Annotated in this window: 16 protein-coding genes and 1 tRNA gene; 7 read left to right on the top strand and 10 right to left on the bottom strand. The window is 47.6% G+C overall.

Translation table 11 applies throughout. From position 1 onward, the window contains the following. Positions 1-9: 9 nt before the first annotated feature. Complete coding sequence (locus M1L66_RS15855) at positions 10-357, bottom strand: anti-sigma factor family protein (protein WP_002604263.1); 348 nt, start codon at positions 355-357, stop codon at positions 10-12. Positions 358-489: 132 nt separating this feature from the next. On the opposite strand from M1L66_RS15855, the gene M1L66_RS15850 reads away from it, so the two are divergent. Next, positions 490-572 (top strand) — tRNA-Leu (locus M1L66_RS15850). A gap of 125 nt (positions 573-697) precedes the next feature. On the opposite strand, the gene M1L66_RS15845 is transcribed toward M1L66_RS15850, so the two are convergent. Next, the gene (locus M1L66_RS15845) at positions 698-934 is read right to left on the bottom strand and encodes a hypothetical protein (protein ID WP_002604264.1); all 237 of its coding nucleotides are present in this window, start codon (positions 932-934) and stop codon (positions 698-700) included. 157 nt (positions 935-1,091) lie between these two features. On the opposite strand from M1L66_RS15845, the gene M1L66_RS15840 reads away from it, so the two are divergent. Further along, a complete protein-coding gene (locus M1L66_RS15840; protein ID WP_002604265.1) occupies positions 1,092-1,376 on the top strand; it encodes a helix-turn-helix domain-containing protein in 285 nt (94 codons plus the stop codon). A gap of 121 nt (positions 1,377-1,497) precedes the next feature. On the opposite strand, the gene M1L66_RS15835 is transcribed toward M1L66_RS15840, so the two are convergent. Beyond that, positions 1,498-2,667, bottom strand: a complete 1,170-nt coding sequence (locus tag M1L66_RS15835; RefSeq protein ID WP_434694063.1) for an immunity 26/phosphotriesterase HocA family protein — start codon at positions 2,665-2,667, stop codon at positions 1,498-1,500. A 110-nt stretch (positions 2,668-2,777) separates the two neighbouring features. Next, positions 2,778-2,996: a hypothetical protein gene (locus M1L66_RS15830; protein WP_434694061.1), complete on the bottom strand. Its 219-nt coding sequence runs from the start codon at positions 2,994-2,996 to the stop codon at positions 2,778-2,780. 187 nt (positions 2,997-3,183) lie between these two features. Between M1L66_RS15830 and M1L66_RS15825 the strand changes: the two genes are divergently transcribed. The 3 genes from M1L66_RS15825 (at position 3,184) to upp (ending at position 6,125) form a co-directional block, all read left to right on the top strand. Beyond that, a complete protein-coding gene (locus M1L66_RS15825) occupies positions 3,184-4,062 on the top strand; it encodes a DUF4163 domain-containing protein (protein ID WP_434694058.1) in 879 nt (292 codons plus the stop codon). 77 nt (positions 4,063-4,139) lie between these two features. Then, the gene (locus tag M1L66_RS15820) at positions 4,140-5,465 is read left to right on the top strand and encodes a uracil-xanthine permease family protein (protein ID WP_434694056.1); all 1,326 of its coding nucleotides are present in this window, start codon (positions 4,140-4,142) and stop codon (positions 5,463-5,465) included. A 30-nt stretch (positions 5,466-5,495) separates the two neighbouring features. Continuing rightward, positions 5,496-6,125: a uracil phosphoribosyltransferase gene (upp, locus tag M1L66_RS15815; RefSeq protein ID WP_055653124.1), complete on the top strand. Its 630-nt coding sequence runs from the start codon at positions 5,496-5,498 to the stop codon at positions 6,123-6,125. 103 nt (positions 6,126-6,228) lie between these two features. Here the strand turns inward: upp and M1L66_RS15810 are convergent, their stop codons facing one another. The 3 genes from M1L66_RS15810 to M1L66_RS15800 form a co-directional block, all read right to left on the bottom strand. Continuing rightward, entirely contained in the window at positions 6,229-7,560 is a 1,332-nt protein-coding gene (locus M1L66_RS15810) for a sodium-dependent transporter (protein ID WP_434694053.1), read from the bottom strand. Between the two features lie 84 nt (positions 7,561-7,644). After that, positions 7,645-8,331, bottom strand: a complete 687-nt coding sequence (locus tag M1L66_RS15805) for a UDP-N-acetylglucosamine pyrophosphorylase (RefSeq protein ID WP_187022184.1) — start codon at positions 8,329-8,331, stop codon at positions 7,645-7,647. A 13-nt stretch (positions 8,332-8,344) separates the two neighbouring features. Next, positions 8,345-10,405 (bottom strand): DNA topoisomerase, encoded by a 2,061-nt coding sequence (locus tag M1L66_RS15800; RefSeq protein ID WP_434694050.1) that lies wholly within the window; start codon positions 10,403-10,405, stop codon positions 8,345-8,347. A 124-nt stretch (positions 10,406-10,529) separates the two neighbouring features. Here M1L66_RS15800 and M1L66_RS15795 point away from each other — a divergent pair, with 124 nt between their 5' ends. Together M1L66_RS15795 and M1L66_RS15790 are read left to right on the top strand one after the other, a co-directional pair. Further along, on the top strand, positions 10,530-11,018 hold the full coding sequence (locus M1L66_RS15795) for a YbaK/EbsC family protein (RefSeq protein ID WP_434694047.1): 489 nt from the start codon (positions 10,530-10,532) through the stop codon (positions 11,016-11,018). 127 nt (positions 11,019-11,145) lie between these two features. Then, positions 11,146-11,451, top strand: a complete 306-nt coding sequence (locus M1L66_RS15790; protein WP_187022187.1) for a hypothetical protein — start codon at positions 11,146-11,148, stop codon at positions 11,449-11,451. A gap of 131 nt (positions 11,452-11,582) precedes the next feature. On the opposite strand, the gene M1L66_RS15785 is transcribed toward M1L66_RS15790, so the two are convergent. The 3 genes from M1L66_RS15785 to M1L66_RS15775 form a co-directional block, all read right to left on the bottom strand. Then, positions 11,583-13,361: an ABC transporter ATP-binding protein gene (locus tag M1L66_RS15785; RefSeq protein ID WP_434694044.1), complete on the bottom strand. Its 1,779-nt coding sequence runs from the start codon at positions 13,359-13,361 to the stop codon at positions 11,583-11,585. Beyond that, positions 13,351-15,162, bottom strand: a complete 1,812-nt coding sequence (locus tag M1L66_RS15780; RefSeq protein ID WP_434694042.1) for an ABC transporter ATP-binding protein — start codon at positions 15,160-15,162, stop codon at positions 13,351-13,353. The genes M1L66_RS15785 and M1L66_RS15780 overlap by 11 nt, the downstream gene beginning before the upstream one ends. Before the next feature lie 316 nt (positions 15,163-15,478). Then, complete coding sequence (locus tag M1L66_RS15775; RefSeq protein ID WP_187022190.1) at positions 15,479-16,282, bottom strand: nitroreductase family protein; 804 nt, start codon at positions 16,280-16,282, stop codon at positions 15,479-15,481. Between the last annotated feature and the right edge of the window lie 5 nt (positions 16,283-16,287).

Here is a 16,287-nt window from a genome sequence, read left to right as displayed (position 1 = left end):
TCTCTCCTGTCAGATGAGTCCCGACTGCAGCCAGATGCGGCACTGCAGAAGGACCGTAATAATTAATGCCATAACGCTGAGTGTGGATACCGCATAGCGCACGATCTTAACGAGCCGAACGGCTTCCAGTCTTTCCCTGGACTGTTCGATCGCTGTCTCAAGCGCTCCCTTGATGTTGTAATTGCCCGTCTCGGAGTCCAGTTGCCGGATTCCCACGTCAACAGTAAAATATATCTCCAGCTCTTCCCTGCATTCCGGGCAATGTTCAATATGCTCCAGAAATTCAAAGAGTTCTTCATCAGTCAGTTCGTTCTTAATATAAGGCATTACAAGGCTTTCCGCTTCTTTACATGTCACCTCCGGACACCTCCTTCCACAAATCTCTATCTATCATACAATATATTTCCACCATTTTCAATTTAATAATCATAAAAAACACTTGCCAAATGGAAAATCCTGTGATAAAATAATCAACGCTGTGATTGTTACGCCGGCTTGTCGGAATGGCAGACGAGGTGGACTCAAAATCCATTGGTGGCAACACCGTGCGGGTTCAAGTCCCGCAGCCGGCACTACACCCTTGGCAGGGAATTGGACTAAAAATAACGTATCTGCGTTATTTTTGGTCCTTTTTTCTATTAAAAAGGGGACCCGCCGAATGCAGCAGATTCCCTTTTACTTGAAACGCGATACCGTTCTATAATTCTTTCCGGACGCTTAACCCCAGCGGCTTTGCCACACGGTCCTTTATACTCTCCACTTTCCCCAGCATCAGCCATTGCTTTGTGCATTCTGCGCTTGCTCTTTCGCCGTCATCCGGCCACATGGAACGCCATTTTGCAAAACATTTATTCTCCAGCTTGCTGAAAACCATATAGATCATCTGTAATTCTTCTTCGGTAAACTCTAAATTATAAATTTGCTTTTTTATCACTGTATGTACTCCCCCTCCATTGTCAATTATCTTATCCCGACCGGCTCCTGGTATAAAAAGTATACAGCTTTTCTTAAATCCGGTCAACTATATGAATATTTAATCCACCATATAAACATACCATATGTAGTAAACTACTGAAAAAAGGAGAATTGATATGGTTGACTTTGGAAACACCTTAAAAACATTACGATTACATGAAGAAATGACACAAGCCCAATTATCCCAGAAATTAGGGCTGACAAAATCCGTAATCAGTGCCTACGAAACCGGCCTGCGCCTGCCGTCTTACGATGTTTTAATTCACATTGCACAGATTTTTAAAGTATCCACGGATTACCTCTTAGGCGTAGAGCAGAAGGACAGTCTGGATCTGTCCGGGCTGACGCAGAATGAAAAGTCCGCACTGTTGGCACTGATCAAGGCTATGAAAAGCAGATAAGACTCCAAATGATACGCAGACTCTACTATGGGCTGCTGTTAATAACCAGGCTGCATGTCCCACAGAGAAACGCTGCAGCCTGTCTGACTGCCGTAATTTCACGGCGAAAGCTTCAATGCGCTTATTCTTTTGAGGCTCTGTGTAATTTCAAATTCCCCTCATAATCCATATTCCCATCTAAACCAAAGGCTTCAAAAATTGCATTCTTATCCTTTTTATTCAATGGATGACTGAGTCTCCCCCTGACACTATTCCTGACATCACTGCCATAATAAGGTTCATTGGAATGCGCTGCGATGCATTCCTCCAGATGATCTAAATCTAAAGAAAAACCAATTCCTTCATCCCTGTAATCGGTATGGTACCATCCCTCATCTTCATACATTTTATATTCAAAAAGCGACAGTTCCCTGTATATGAAACCGTATTGAAGATATGCGATCTCCCGATCCTGATAATTAATGCTTTTACTCGTCGATATGGGACCGTTATCCAAATCCCGATATGTAACTGCCCGGTTTCCGATGATCTTATACTCACCGTAATAAATGCGGTTGTCCATGAAAGCCTGCGGCGGCAGAGACAGCCCCTGTTCTAATTCATCCAGGTTCACCTCCATGCTGTCACTGATTTTATGGTAAACTTTTACCACCAGAGCCGTTCCCATTAAATTTGTGAGACCGTAATTTTTATTTTGTTTAAACTCCTCCGTCTTCCTCCGCTTCACGATATCGATTAAAATCTTTCCAAAGCCATACTGTCTTCTTCCGATTTTAAAAGCAAAAATATCGCCTTCTTTATAGCTCTGATGCACTCTTTTTTCATTTTTAAAGGTTTCCAGTTCTGCGAAATCTACCTGCGTCGTTTCCCTGATCCAGTTCTCGATCCAGTTTTCCAACACAGCACTACTCTCTTCACTCCCTGTTTTTTCGGAATAAAAAGTCTTTTGTGTCGTATGACTGGCAATCGTGATCCGGCCCCCCTCATAGGAAAAATAGACATTCACAGGTCGAAAGGACTGGGTGGCCGTAAAATTTAATTTCTTCGGCTTTCCCTTCGCTGTCTTCGGCAGCACCATCGTTCTGTTTTCCGCCGTTTCAACTTCCAGCTCGCATTCTCTGTACCGAAAGTTTTCCTCCTGACAGCCGGAGGAGGAAATCTCTTTTTTAATCACGTTTCCGTCAAAATAATAGGAGGTTCCTTTGATATCCAGTACTTCCCAATGCTCTTCGATGGGGTTTAAACCTAAATATTTTCTTTGTTCGTTGGTTAATATAAATTTGTCATCCACAATCAGTCCCACTCCATTTCATTTTCCGTTGTCAGGGGATAGTAAGCCACATAATCACCCATAATACGTCTCATCCTCAATCCTCCTCTGTTCTCCCTCCTTATTTTCTCTCAGACGGTTTCACTTTCCTCGTCCTTTTCTTTTTTTAACTCTCTCAATACCTCATCCAGTTTCTTCATAATCATGCAGGTGCAGACAATAACAATGGCCGCAAGAGCCGCAATTCCACTGTAAACCGGATCGACATAAGACTTTATAAATGCATCGCCTCCCGGCAGAAGCACAGAGCTTATTCCTGCCAGAATAATAAAATTAAAATAATAAAACACCAGATTGCTCCCCTGATACGTATCAGGCTACTTATCCAGCTCATTATAACACGGCAAACCTCATTCCGCATACACTTCATAAGAAACTAATTACATCGAAACAAAATCTTAAGCAATTCTGCAATACATTTCCCCACCATTATGGTATACTGTTCCTATCGAATTCAAATGATAAAGGAGGCTTTTTATGAAGCGATATACGGTTATTCTCACCCTTTCACTCGTCTGTGCCCTTTCACTTGCAGGATGCGGTAAGAAGAATCAGGACAAAACAGATTTGACAAGCACCCACACCACGGCGGCCGAGACCATGTCTCCCACCACGACAGCGGCAGAGACGAAAGAGACGACAGCCGCGGACAAAGAGACCACAGATGCGGCTGGCGGCGAAACGAAAAAAGATGGCTCGAAGAAGGCAGACAGCGCTTCCAGCGTCACCACATCCATACACACCTACGCCACCGGAAACATTTCCGTCGAATACCCGGTTGTCTCTAATTTGAGCAAGGCTGCCGTGCAGGAAAAGATCAACAAGCTGCTAAACGAACATGCGCTGGAATTCATCAAAGCCTATGGCGTGAATGAAAGCAAGGATTCCCTCACCGTGAAATGCAGGGTTGTCTCTGCGGACCGCAGACGCCTGACTGCTGTTTATACAGGGTCCTACATGCCGGAGGGCGGCGCGCATCCAGTCAGTCTCTTCTATACGAATACCATTGACACCGCACTCGGCGAAGACATGGGTCTCACAAACTATGCGGACCCTTATACACTGGCCGGTTATGTGCTGTCCGGTGACTGCCAGTTTGCGGACGCGGATGCCGCTTTGGAAAAAGAATTGATGAAGGTTAAGAATGACACGGACATTGAGACGTATACCGAGATGTTCCGCCGCGCAGATTTCCCATGGAAGGCGCCGAAAAACACCTCCAAGGACTCTGACGAAGCCGTAAAATTTCCGGAAGTGTTCAGCTACGAGGAGCAGGGAACCATCTATGTTTCCATACCGGTACCTCATGCTCTTGGCGATTATGCTCTAATAAAGTACACTCCTGACACAAAATAGTGAAAATAGTTGCTATTTAACCCCATATTTGATAAAATAGTACGGAAAAATACAAAGATATGAAATGGGGTAGCAAAATGAGTGAAAAAACGCAACTGACAACACGAGACTATCTGCTCAGCATCCAACACCTGTTTGCCATGTTTGGCGCGACGGTTCTGGTTCCTTTGCTGACCGGTCTCAATCCATCGCTCGCACTGTTTTCCGCAGGTGTGGGCACCTTAATATTCCACTGCTGTACTAAGTTTAAGGTTCCTGTTTTTCTCGGTTCTTCCTTCGCATTCCTGGCTGCATTAAGCGCCATCATTCGACCGGAAGGTGCTGTAGTTGCAGAAAACATTCCTTTAGCACAGGGTGGAATTATTTTTGCCGGTCTGATCTATCTGCTGTTTGCACTGATTGCGTTTTTAATCGGAGCGGACAAGATCAAGAGGGTATTTCCTCCGGTTGTAACAGGGCCCGTGATCGTGGTCATCGGTATTAACCTGGCGAGCACCGCGATCGGTGATGCGACCGGCGGCTTAAGCCTGGCGGACGGCCTTACCGCTGAGATCGCCTTAAACCTGGGCATCGCCCTGTTTACGCTCTTCGTGGTAATCCTCTGTTCCATATTCGCACACGGTTTTTTCAAACTGGTCCCGATCCTAATCGGAATCGCCGCAGGATACGTTCTGTGTATTATTCTGGGCGCGGTCGGAGTCTTTCATATGGATTATTCCGCCATTACGTCCGCAGCATGGATTAATATCCCCTTTGTGACAAAGGATATGAATGGAGTTTCCTTTATGTCTCTTCCGAAATTTGAGCTTGGCGCCATTCTCTCCATCGCACCGATCGCCTGTGTTACCTTTATGGAACACATCGGTGATGTTACCACCAATGGTACGGTTGTCGGAAAAGATTTCTTAAAGGATCCGGGTCTCCACAGAACCCTGATGGGCGACGGACTCGCAACCTTATTCGCCGGATTCGTCGGCGGACCTGCCAACACCACGTATTCGGAGAATACCGGTGTTCTGGCCACTACGAAGAATTACAACCCGCGTCTTCTGCGTGTGACCGCCATCTTCGCGATCATCCTCGGCCTTTTTGGTAAGGTAGGCGCAATTCTTCAGACTATTCCGGGCCCGGTCAAAGGCGGCGTAGAAGTTATGCTGTTTGGTATGATCGCCGCAGTCGGAATCCGCTCTCTCGCGGAATCGGATCTTGATTTCACTCACAGCCGCAATTTAACCATCGTCGGCCTGATCCTTGTATTTGGCCTCGGTTTCGCACAACTGGGAGGACTCAATGTCCACGCAGGCTCCATAACGCTTAACATCTCCGGCCTTTTCATCGCCGTTGTGATCGGAGTCCTCATGAATATCATACTGCCTCAGGCAGCCGATACTGTAAAAAACTAAAGAAAGGATTCATATACCATGGAATATCCAATTGAAAATGTAACTGTCTTCAGCCACCCGTTAATCCAGCACAAGATCTCTATCCTGAGGGATAAGAGAACCGGTACCAATGAGTTCCGTGCTCTGATCGAAGAGATCGCCATGCTTATGGGCTACGAGGCCTTAAGAGACCTTCCCTTAAAGGAGGTTGAGGTCGAGACTCCGATCGAGACCTGTATGACTCCCATGATCGCGGGGAAGAAGCTGGCCATCGTTCCTATCCTTCGTGCCGGCCTCGGCATGGTGAACGGAATCCTCGCTCTCGTTCCCTCTGCCAAAGTCGGTCACATCGGTCTTTACCGCGACGAAGTCACACACGAGCCTCACGAATACTACTGCAAGCTTCCGAACCCCATTGAACAGAGAACCATCGTGGTAACCGATCCTATGCTGGCTACAGGCGGTTCTGCCGTTGCAGCTGTGGATTTCATCAAGGAACACGGCGGAAAGAACATCAAGTTCATGGCCATCATCGCCGCTCCGGAAGGTCTGGAACGCCTTCACAAAACTCATCCGGACATTCAGATCTATGTCGGCCATCTCGACCGCCAGTTAAACGAAAACGCCTACATCTGCCCAGGTCTGGGAGATGCCGGAGACAGAATTTTCGGTACGAAATAAGACAATGAAACTGTAAAGCTGACAGGAGCTGTAAAATAAGTTTCTAAAAAAGAAATGCCAGTTCCGGCAAATGCCGGTTCTGGCGTTTCTTTTTTATCTTCTCTTATCCAATTCCTTTGTATACAATGCTCATAATAAACACCAGGACGGCGAGTCCCACGTAAATATATTTTGCAGCAAAGCAAAACAGCTTCCCAACCGGCTTTTTCCGGCCGGTATTCAGTTCCTCTCCGATCCTGTTTATTCCCAGAACCCAGTAGATCATGATCGCACAGAGCACGGCTCCGAACGGCACGACGTAGATCGTTATCATATCCATCCAGGAACCCATATACGGCTCATACTCGATGAAAAGTCCGATCAGGAACACGAGACAGCCCACGAGAAGAACCGCCTTCTTCCGGTCGAAATGCAGATGAGTCTGAACCGCTTCCGCACACACCTCGAACATGTTGACGAGGGACGTGATTCCTGCAAACAGCACGGATAAGAAAAACAGAACGGCCACCCATCTTCCGGCCGGTATCTGCGCGAAAACCTTAGGAAGCGTGATGAACATGAGCGGCGGACCGCTGGCCGGATCCATCTGAAACGCAAACACCGCCGGAATGATGGCAAAGCCTGCGAGCAGAGCCGCCACCGTATCGAGCAGAGCGGTCGTCATGGCCGCCTTCGGTATATCTTCCTTCTTGTCTAAATAACTGCCGTAAATGATCATTCCAGATCCGGTAATCGACAGGGAGAAGAATGCCTGTCCCATGGCCATCACCCACGTCTCCGGCTTAAGCAATAGCTCCCAGCGCGGAATCAGCAGATACTCATACCCGGCAAGGGCGCCGTCCAGGAAGAACACCCGCACCGCGATAATCACGAACAGGATGAAAAATGCAGGCATCATAATGCGGTTGACCTTCTCGATCCCCTTCAGGACACCGCCCACCAGCACCACCATGGTGATTACCACCACCATGAAATGCCACGGTACGCTGCCGAAATGGCCGGTCGCCTGGGAGAAATAGACCTCTGCCTCCATCCCCATCATAACTCCCGACAGAGAGCCAAACAGGTAACGGAGCACCCAGCCTACGATAATCGCATAACCGATCGCGATACCCAGAGAACCGATCAGAGGGATGGCGCCGAGAAGTCCCCCGCCCCTTCTCCCTCTGCTCTTCAGCGCATAGCTGTAAGAACCGATGGGTCCGGTCCCAGTCAGTCTTCCGAATGCAAATTCCCCCGACAGCCCTACCAGGCCGAATAGAAAGATAAATCCGAAATAAACGAGTAAAAAAGCTGCGCCTCCGTACTGCCCCACGCGGTAGGGGAACATCCAGATGTTCCCCATTCCGACTGCAGAGCCCACGGAGGCCAGTATAAATCCAAGCCGCGAGCCGAACTTGCCGTTCTTCCCCGCAGTATGTGTTTTTTCTGACATGTCTCTTTGTACCTTACTCCTTGATTTTATCGCTGGCCTTCCTCATTGGGCGGCCTCTTTCCCGGCCTTTTTCGGCCTTCTTTCTTATGCTTCCTCTGTTTCGCGTTTCTCTGCCACTTCGCCCTGCTTCTTGTAGATGCAGCCGCCGTCAACACAGCCTCTCACGCTGGAAAGCGGATAGATATTGGATTTCGGTCCGATTACGGTTCCCGGATTTAAGACTGAGCCGCAGCCGACTTCCACGAAGTCACCCAGGATCGCGCCGAATTTCTTTAACCCGGTTTCGATATCTCCATCCTCTGCGTGAACCTTGACCAGAGTCTTGTCAGACTTCACGTTGGAGGTGATGGAACCGGCACCCATGTGTGACTTATAGCCCAGGATGGAGTCGCCTACGTAGTTGTAATGCGGTACCTGAACGCCGTCAAACAGGATAACGTTCTTTAACTCACAGGAGTTTCCCACAACAGCGCCTTCACCAACGATGACGTTGCCGCGGATAAATGCGCAGTGACGGATAGATGCGCCCTTACAGATGATTACATTATCGGCCAGACACGCGGTCGGCGGCATCTTGACGGATTTGTGAATCCAGATGGATTTACCCATGCGGTTGTATTCGTCTTCCGGAAGCAGCTCGCCGAGGGAGGTAATATACTCACCGATCTTGGGGAGGATCTCCCACGGATACGTGTTTCTTTCAAATAAAAGTTTTGCTATGGTATGGCTGGTATCAAATAAGTCCTGGATTTGCATATCTTCTTTTTTCATGGTCTTAAGTCTCCTATTTTGTTTTTTTATAATTAGCCGCCGCCGCATCAAATGCGCCCCGAAGGCCGTATTGATTGTTCAGCCTTAATACATTGGCCGTGCGTCCAGCGACAAAATTCTCGAGTTTCTGCATGTATTCGTCGGAGGTAATGCTTCCCTCCGCCACGTAGGTAAGCCCTTTTTCCCAGCTGGCCGTCAGTTCCGGATTCAAAAGCTGGCGGATCGAGGCGTTTACCACGTCAAAGATCATCTCCCCTAAGAGTGTCGGGGTAATAACCTGGGTCTTCTGGTTCAAGGCCAGATATTTAATATTGAACAGCTTCTTTAAAATCTCGGCACGGGTCGCACTGGTACCGATACCGCTTCCCTTGATCTGGGCCCGCAGCTCGTCATCCTCGATCAGCTGGCCCGCATTCTCCATGGCCAGAATCATGGAACCGGAGGTATAGCGCTTGGGCGGTGATGTCTCTCCCTCCTTGATGGCCAGACTCTTAAGCGGGACTACGGCGCCCTTCTTCAGAGTCCCCAGCATGGCGATAAATTCCGGATTATCCATGTTTTTCTGTGTGGAATCTACGCTGCCCTCCTCGGAGTCTCCGGAACCATTCTCCGCCTGTCCGTCCTTTGGTTTGGCATCCGGTTTTTTCTTGCTTCCCGGAACATCCGCCACCTTTAAGTAGCCCGCCTCCAGCATAACGCGGAAGTTAGCAAAAAAGTGTTCCTTATCGATAACCAGCTCCAGCGCGTATTTCTGGTAGATGGCCGGAGGATAAAAGATGCTTAAAAATCGTCTGGCTATTACCTCATAAACCTTTGCGGAAAGCTGCGACAAGCTTCGCAAGGCCCCCATGCCCTGTCCGGTCGGTATGATCGCGTAATGGTCCGTAATCTGTTTATCATTCACGTACCGCGTTTTTGCAATCCCTTTAAATGAACCGGACTCCAGCGCTTCGGCCGCGAATCCGGCCAGCGGTTCAAAATTCTTTAAGCCTCCGATGTTCTTGTATATCTCCTTCGCCACTGCTGTGGAAAGGACTCTGGCATCGGTTCTCGGATACGTTACCAGCTTCTTCTCATACAGTTCCTGGACGACCTTCAAGGTCTCATCCGGACTGATCTTAAACATCTTGGAGCAGTCATTCTGAAGCTCCGCCAGGTTGTAAAGAAGCGGAGGATTCTTCGTCTCCTTCTTCTTCTCAATGGCCTGCAGCACCGCATTCATGGGCTGAACCGCGGAAAGTGCTTCGATTAAGGCTTCCGCTGTCTTTCTCTCTTTAAATCCGTTCTCCTTATAGAGATACGGGGATTCAAAATACCTGGAGCCCGGGGCGCTCTTCCACTCTCCGTCAAAATCCATATCCTGAGGAGAGAACGTACCAATCACCCGGTAAAACGGAGTCTTGACAAAGTCCCTGATCTCCCGCTCCCGCCGGATTACCATGCCCATGACACACGTCATAACGCGTCCCACGGAAATCACCGTGTTCTTTCCGGTTCTTAAGTAATTCGAAATATTCTGTCCATACTTTAGTGTAAGCAGACGGGAAAAATTAATTCCCATCAAATAATCTTCTTTTGCCCTTAAATAGGCTGAGGCGGAAAGATTATCGTATTCCGTCTCATCTTTTGCCTCCCTAATTCCTCTTAAAATCTCTTCCTCTGTCTGGGAATCGATCCATACCCGCTTCTGGGCCTTATCCTTCACATCAGCCATCTGGGCCACCAGACGGTAAATATATTCTCCCTCGCGTCCCGAGTCGGTGCAGACATATATCGTATCCACGTCCGGCCGGTTTAAAAGACCGCTCACGATCTTAAACTGTTTTTCGACGCTGGGAATCACTTCGTACTTAAATTCCTTCGGTAAAAAAGGCAGAGTCTCGAGACTCCATCTCTTGTATTTTGGATCGTAGCATTCCGGATAGCTCATAGTAACTAAATGGCCTACGCACCATGTGACAATTGCCTGTTCCGATTCAATATAACCATCGCTGCGCCTTCCGTTTATCTTAAGCGCGTTGGCAAATTCCTGTGCTACACTTGGTTTTTCTGCAATGTATAAAGATTTTGACATGTATATCCCCACTGATTTCTATTCATAACCCGTCTATTATACCATTGAAAATCCGGAATATCAATGATACAATTATAAACAATTCTATTTCTATTTTATTACGTTAAAGTGAAGGAGTCCTATTATGTCTATTGCAAAAGTAAAAGAATATCTGAGAGATTATGGCAGAGACTGTGACGTACAGGAGTTTCCAGTTTCCAGTGCCACGGTGGAATTAGCGGCCAAAGCGCTGTCCGTAGAACCTGCCCGCATCGCTAAAACCCTTTCTTTTCATGGAGATGAAACAAACGGCTGTATCCTGATTGTCACAGCCGGAGACATGAAGATCGACAACGCCAAGTTTAAGAAACAGTTCGGTTTTAAGGCCCGGATGCTGGGCGCCGAGGAAGTCGCCATGCTGACCGGCCATGAGGCGGGCGGCGTCTGCCCGTTTGCCAATCCGGAACACGTGACTACTTATCTGGATGTCTCCATGCAGCGGTTCCCTTCCGTATTTCCGGCGGCCGGAAGCGCCAGCTCCGCGATTGAGCTTACCTGTGAGGAGCTCTTCAAGTATTCACAGGCAAAGGAATGGATCGATGTCTGCAAGGCAAAAGATGTTCAGGCCATATAAAAAATTTCCTGGTTATCTGGGTTGAACTTATGATATAATTGCTTGTTTCTTTCTATGAACAATGATATACTAACATTGGCTGAAGATGGTAACGTGATACAAGTAAACCATATCAGGAGGTATTCATATGTTAGAACATAGTGATTTGCAGGCAATCAGGGACATCATGAAAGAAGAAATCGGAAGGTCAGAAAATCTTCTCAAGGATATTATAAAGACCGAGATCGGCAGATCAGAAAATCTTGTATTAAATGAGGTTGACAGAGTACAGGAGAATCTTGAAACGAAGATGGAACAGCTCAAAAAAAATATGGATGAGTTGACACAGTATTATCGGACGGTAAAACTAGATCATGAAAACAACGCCCTTTTCCTTCAGATGATTCAGGAAATCAAAAAAGAAGTGAATGAACTCAAAATGAAAATCGCATAAAGATTCCAAATGAAAGTATTGCATTCCTGGCAAAAGCAAGTAAAAGAAGAGGCAGTGAAAAAGAGTTATCTAACTCCATTTTTTATCTGCCTCTTCCGCTCCTATCACAATTCGTCATTTTAAACACATCTTTATCCTGTATACTGGCTTGCCTGCATCTGAAACATCTCCGCGTACTTCCCGTTTAAGCGCATCAGCTCCTCATGATTTCCATCCTCTGTGATCCTTCCGTCTTCCAGAAAGATAATCCGTCTGCAGAACTTGCAGCTGGAAAGGCGGTGTGAGATGTATACGGCAGTGCGTCCTCCCGTCAGTTCACTGAAACGCTCATACACCTCTTCCTCCGCGTACGGATCCAGAGCCGCTGTCGGTTCATCCAGCACAATAACCGGGGAATCCTTATACAGCGCTCTGGCAATCGCCAGCTTCTGAAGCTCTCCACCTGAAAATTCCGTCCCGCTTTCCTCGAACTGCTTTCCAACGAATGTCTTGCTTCCATTCGGAAGAGTCTGAACTTTTTCAAAGATCCCTGCATTCTTAAGCGCCGATTCCAGGCGTTTCTCTGAGACAGCCGTTCCGGCAGCCACATTTTCTTCAATGCTAAATTCAAATATCTTAAAATCCTGAAATACCACGGATAAAAGCTTCCGGTACACTATAGAATCAATCGTATGGATATCCACGCCGCCGATCAGGATCTGACCGTCAGTCGGTTTGAACAATCTGGACAGCAGCTTGATCATGGTGGTTTTTCCAGCGCCGTTTCTGCCCACGACAGACAGGCTCTCGCCCGGCTTCAGTTCGAAGTTCACATCACTTAAGATGTCGTGGTCTGTTCCCGGATACCGGAACGACACATGACGAAATTCCAGAGTTAGCTGGCTGGTGTCAATGTCCTTTTGGCCTTCCATCTCCGTTTCCACCGGAATCTCCTCCAGTTTCACGAATTCTTCCAGGTAACGGCAGTCCTGTCTCAAACGCACGATAATATTCAGCAGATTTGCTGTGGAACTGGAAAATGTCGCCGCCGCTCCCGTATACATACTGAAGCTGCCAATGGTGATACCGGTCAGCAAAGCCTTCACGCCGATGTATCCGTACACAAACGCACTGCGGAACGCCTCTAAAATCCTGGAAATCCCTTCAAACCTCCGTTTCAGCTCCATGGTCTGCTTCTTGAACCTGAATATGTTGTCGTCACATTCGTTATTGCGCTTCATCAGCAGTTCATGGAGGCGAAACAGCCGAATATCCTTTCCAGGTCCAAAATCTTCGAGAATCTGATAGTAATAGATAAAGAAGCGCTCCATACTTACGGATTCTTCGTGAATCTCCATCTCCTTTTTCTGATATCCTTTGTTAAGCCAGGCGATCACAATTGTGGGAATCATGATGACTATCAGGCTGATCACATCGAAGCTTAAGAGAATTCCAACGGCCCCTGCTGCCGTAAGGACACAGCGGATCAGTTCGGGAAACTGGCGCACAATATAGAGATGAGTCATTCGTTCCCGGATGGGAAGCATGGCTTTATCCTTTTGCTCTATGTACTTCGTATCCTCCAGATTCTCGTAGGCCACCCCCATGTTGTGGCTGCCGATGTCATACTCAATCTTAACCAGAATATCCCTTGTCACCGCATTCATATACCGTTTCAGCGCGCCTGCCGCCATCGATAAAAACAGCGCTGATAACGCGACCGCCGCCACATACCCGGCCAGAAGGGAAAGACGTTTCTCTCCCATCATCTCATCGATCATGTATTTGGGAAAGAGTATTGCCACAAATGGAAGCGCCGCCTCCAGCATGGATTCCACAAACGCGGCCAGAACGTAGCCTGGCGATGCCTGAACTACTTTTTTAGCCAGAAATTTCAAATTATAAAGTTCTTTTTTTATGTTATGCTTCATGCGCCGCCTCCCCCTCCTCATAATATTTCTTCTGAGCCATAAACATCTGGTAATACTTTCCCTTCTTTTCCAGAAGTTCCTCGTGAGTTCCCAGCTCCGCCACACGTCCCCCGTCGATCAGTGCAATCTCATCACAGAATCTGGTGGAGGCCAGTCGATGGGATATAAACAGCAGTGTCCGGCCTTTTGAAATTTCCGCCAGCTCATGGTACAGAGTATATTCCGCATGGGCGTCGAGGGCCGCCGTCGGCTCGTCAAAAATCAGGATCTTTCCATTTTTGTAAAGTGCCCGGGCGATTCCAATCTTCTGTTTTTCTCCTCCGGATACATCAACGCCGTCATGGTAGAGATACTTTGTCAGCGGAAGATCCGGATTCTTCCCGTGCTGTTCATAAAACGCCGAAAGCCCGGCTTCCTCTATGGCGGCCAAAAGGCGTTCTCCATCCACACCGCCCTCCTCACAGGTGATATTTTCCTGGAAGGTCATGGCAAATAAGTTGATGTCCTGAAATACAGCTGCCAGCAGATTTCTGTAGTCCTGAAGTGCAAAACGGCGGATGTCGGTTCCATTTAGAAGGATCTCCCCCTCCGTCGGGTCATAGAGCCGTGTAACCAGCTTGACCAGCGTCGTTTTTCCAGCACCGTTGATACCGACGATTGCCAGCTTCTTACCAGCTTTTATCGTAAAATTGAAATCTGTATACACATTTTCATCCGTCCCCGGATAATGAAAACTCACATGGCGAAAGGTGATCTCATAGTGATCCGCCTGCGGAACGGGTACCGGTTCTTTCGGTCCGTCCTCATCCTCATTGGGAAGGTCCAGAAACGTTCTCATCTCGTCAATCCGGAATAAATCGCCCTTTACAAATGCCATATCCTCAAATACCTTTTCCAGCGTAACCGTAAGTGTTGCTGCCGCCATAAAACACATAGTAAAATCAGCAATGGAAATCCGTCCCTCAAGGACGCTGCAGATCAGATAGCTGTAAATAATGATATCACGGACGCAGGAAAGGATGCTTTCTGCAAGGTCTGCACCATAATGATGTTTCTGGATATCCACATCAATCTTTCGTCTGGATTTGTGGTTAAGTATCAGCTTCTCCAGCAAAATGTTGGAGAGGCCGTAGATTCTCAAATCCTTTCCATAAGCCAGGTTGCCCATAACATTCGTCAGGTAGCGCTGACGCCTTCCAAACGGTGATGCCTTCCTTGATATCTCCACCTCATACTTACTGGCTTTTTCCCTTAAGAGATAGACCATGTAAATATCAGCGATCAGCAGGAGAACGATCAGAAAATTAAGTTTTCCTAAAACGCTTAAATAAAACACGGCTGAGACACCATTTGCCGACAGCACAAATAACTGGGTCAAAATTCCCTGAACCCCGAATTCGATATCGGAGGTGGCCGAGGTGACACGCCAGAATTCATTTAAGTATTTGGGGTCTTCCAGCTTTTCGTACCGTACCCGCATGATCTTTTCCTTCATCCTGCTGATAAAGGAATACCGGAAACGGGAAATATCCATCTCATATCCGGCCTTCACAACGGCTGAGATCGTTCCTGCCGCCGCGGTTGCCACAAAAAAGACTGCAGCAATCGTGATCACGGCCTTCACTCTCGCTTCTCCTGTCAGCTCTGCGATTAAATATCTGGGAGTAAGGATCGCTGCCGCCGACAAAATCAGCGTAAACACGATGTTTAAAACAAAATAAAGGTACAGGATTCTCTTGCTGCGCCCCGCTTCCTTCAGCAAATAAAGGAAGTTCCCTCTGCTTTTCTTTTTTCTTTTCATACTCTCACTCCTATCAGACTATTTTTATGATCTTTCCCCACTCCTTTACCAGCATTAGGTAAATTTCACTAATCATATCTGATATTCTCTCTCTTGTCAATGTATCGTCCTAAATTCTGATAATTTTATTTAAAAATCGTTCTGTACTTGACTTCCAAATAGTCAGGAACGAAAAAAAGTGCTGCAAAAGCCTCATTTCCAGTGTTTCAATTCATTGGAAACAGGTTCTTTGCAGCACTTTCCTATAATCTTTTCAATCGTTAATACCGGGAAATGGTCCAGCCTTTAAAACCGTCTCTTATAAGCTCTATGAAAATTATAAAAACCGGATGTCGCCCGTCTTCCGTGGTGCTGTTCTCTGATATTTCACGGCCGGATATCCCAGAAGCATACAACAGGCAAGCGTTCTGCCTTCAAGTCCCAGCCACTCCATCAGTTTCGGGCTCACGCTGACTGTTCTCTGCAGATAGCCGCTGTATAGGGCGCCTGCGCCCTCGGCCACCGCCATATTTTCCATATTGGCCGCCGCCAGACCTCCATCCAGCGGATTATCTGCTGCCGTAATCAGCAGGCACGGCGCATTAAAGAAGAATGTATCCTCCTTGGGGTCCTTCTTCCATTTATCATAGAAACGTGTAAAGGCGCGCACGTAGTCTGGTTTCGTCTCCCGCAGAATCTCCAGAATGTATGGAAATTCTGACCAGAACAGTTCCTTGAACTCGGGGAGACGTGTCTGTACTGCCACAAATGTACACGCCTGTGCGTTCTTCGCCGTTGCCGTATAGCGCCCCGCTTCGATGATCTGCTCCAGCACTTCCCGGCTGACTGGTGTATCCTTATAGCTGCGGATGCTCCGGCGGAATTTTACCGCGTGAAGAAAGTTTTCCGGAGATACGGTGAACGAATCCTTTTGATACGTTTCCACCCCCGCCATATCATACTCCGGTATGGAAACCGCCTCGGAGGGACAGATTGCCACACAGTGGCCGCAGGTAATGCAGGGCCATTTGACAGCGGCCTTTTTCTCGTTTAAAACAATCGCGTTTCCCGGACAGTCCTGCACGCAGAGACCGCATCCGATACACTGTTCTTCATCAATTATAACTGCACTGTTCATCATTCAGT

It is taken from the genome of Hungatella sp. SB206 (genome assembly GCF_051132295.1).
Lineage (GTDB): Bacteria > Bacillota > Clostridia > Lachnospirales > Lachnospiraceae > Hungatella > Hungatella effluvii.
The sequence above is the reverse complement of the archived record's forward strand: the minus strand, read 5'-3'. Positions and strand labels throughout refer to the sequence as shown.

Excerpts from the sequence above, each read along its gene's own strand:
- M1L66_RS15795 (WP_434694047.1), top strand. The coding sequence starts at position 10,530 with ATGTCTATTGCAAAAGTAAAAGAATATCTGAGAGATTATGGCAGAGAC.
- M1L66_RS15840 (WP_002604265.1), top strand. The coding sequence starts at position 1,092 with ATGGTTGACTTTGGAAACACCTTAAAAACATTACGATTACATGAAGAA.
- M1L66_RS15820 (WP_434694056.1), top strand. The coding sequence starts at position 4,140 with ATGAGTGAAAAAACGCAACTGACAACACGAGACTATCTGCTCAGCATC.
- M1L66_RS15825 (WP_434694058.1), top strand. The coding sequence starts at position 3,184 with ATGAAGCGATATACGGTTATTCTCACCCTTTCACTCGTCTGTGCCCTT.
- M1L66_RS15800 (WP_434694050.1), bottom strand. The coding sequence starts at position 10,405 with ATGTCAAAATCTTTATACATTGCAGAAAAACCAAGTGTAGCACAGGAA.
- M1L66_RS15785 (WP_434694044.1), bottom strand. The coding sequence starts at position 13,361 with ATGAAGCATAACATAAAAAAAGAACTTTATAATTTGAAATTTCTGGCT.
- M1L66_RS15790 (WP_187022187.1), top strand. The coding sequence starts at position 11,146 with ATGTTAGAACATAGTGATTTGCAGGCAATCAGGGACATCATGAAAGAA.
- M1L66_RS15810 (WP_434694053.1), bottom strand. The coding sequence starts at position 7,560 with ATGTCAGAAAAAACACATACTGCGGGGAAGAACGGCAAGTTCGGCTCG.
- M1L66_RS15805 (WP_187022184.1), bottom strand. The coding sequence starts at position 8,331 with ATGAAAAAAGAAGATATGCAAATCCAGGACTTATTTGATACCAGCCAT.
- M1L66_RS15775 (WP_187022190.1), bottom strand. The coding sequence starts at position 16,282 with ATGATGAACAGTGCAGTTATAATTGATGAAGAACAGTGTATCGGATGC.
- M1L66_RS15780 (WP_434694042.1), bottom strand. The coding sequence starts at position 15,162 with ATGAAAAGAAAAAAGAAAAGCAGAGGGAACTTCCTTTATTTGCTGAAG.